Origin of the sequence: Protofrankia sp. Cr1 (assembly GCF_963555865.1) — a bacterium.
Classification (GTDB): Bacteria; Actinomycetota; Actinomycetes; order Frankiales; family Frankiaceae; genus Protofrankia.
The window spans coordinates 1-923 of record NZ_CAUVXO010000469.1 but is presented as its reverse complement, the minus strand read 5'-3'; the positions used below and the strand labels follow the sequence as shown (position 1 = coordinate 923).

The following is a 923-nucleotide window of genomic DNA, read 5'->3' as shown; positions in this document are numbered from 1 at the left end:
TTCGGGTCGGTCGCTGTCGCGGTCGTCGCCCTGGTCACCTTCCGGGATGAGCTGCGCGCCCGGCTGCGCCAGGCCGGGCTGGCCGGCGTCCCGGTGCTGACGGAAGCTGCAGCCATGATCGCCTCCTACCTCACCGCCGAACGCGACCTGGGCCGCATCGCGGCCGATGCCGACGTCGACACGCTTGCGCCCACCCTGATCGGAGCTGGGCACCTGCTGTTCGCCGACCGGACAGGCACCCCGCCGGAGGCTGGAGCCGTCCGCACGATGGTGACCACGGTCCTCGCCAGCGTCATACAAGAATCGCAGCCATAAACGGCACGGTCAGATGGAACGCGGATAGGCACGGCGGAAACCGTCCCAGTCTTTGGTGTCCAGGAGCCGGCAGTATCGGGCCTTGAGCTGCTTGATAGCCTCGATGTCGTCCACGGTGAATTCCTTATCTTACGTGCTGGTCGGACGGTTGTGGGCGAACGCGGGTAGCACCTCGTGTTCGAACAGGCGCAGGCTCGACCACGCCAACTCGGGCGGCATTCCGCCGCGCAGCGGCTGGAACTGGGCGAATGGTAATGGCGCGGCCGTCAGCTCCGCCACAAACTGTTCGGGTGTGAGGACCCGGTACTGGCCGGTCGCCCGCAGCTGATCGATATCGGCGACGCTGTGAAACGGTGAAGCGAGATCATCCTGGGCCGCCGGCATCTCCTACGAATGCCTCGAGCTGGAGACCCTGACCCCCCTCATCGCGCGCGTTCGCGCATCTGTCGTCGTTCGCCGCCCACGACGGCGACCGCCCCGGCACCCAACCCTCTGACCGAGACGGACGCGTCGGAGTATCAGCAATGGCGAATGTCTCTCCGGCGGACGATCGGGCGGGAGCCCACCGGGCATGTCGAGGGTCGGAGACCGGGAGCCGTCCGGTACCG

Annotated in this window: 3 pseudogenes; 1 reads left to right on the top strand and 2 read right to left on the bottom strand. The window is 67.4% G+C overall.

Annotated features, from left to right (window positions below):
• A pseudogene (locus U9980_RS23875) lies at positions 1 to 315 on the top strand (TetR/AcrR family transcriptional regulator); the annotation flags it as partial.
• Positions 316 to 339: 24 nt separating this feature from the next.
• Here the strand turns inward: U9980_RS23875 and U9980_RS23870 are convergent.
• Positions 340 to 429: pseudogene (locus tag U9980_RS23870) on the bottom strand (nuclear transport factor 2 family protein); the annotation flags it as partial.
• Positions 430 to 444: 15 nt separating this feature from the next.
• Positions 445 to 690: pseudogene (locus U9980_RS23865) on the bottom strand (LLM class flavin-dependent oxidoreductase); the annotation flags it as partial.
• Between the last annotated feature and the right edge of the window lie 233 nt (positions 691 to 923).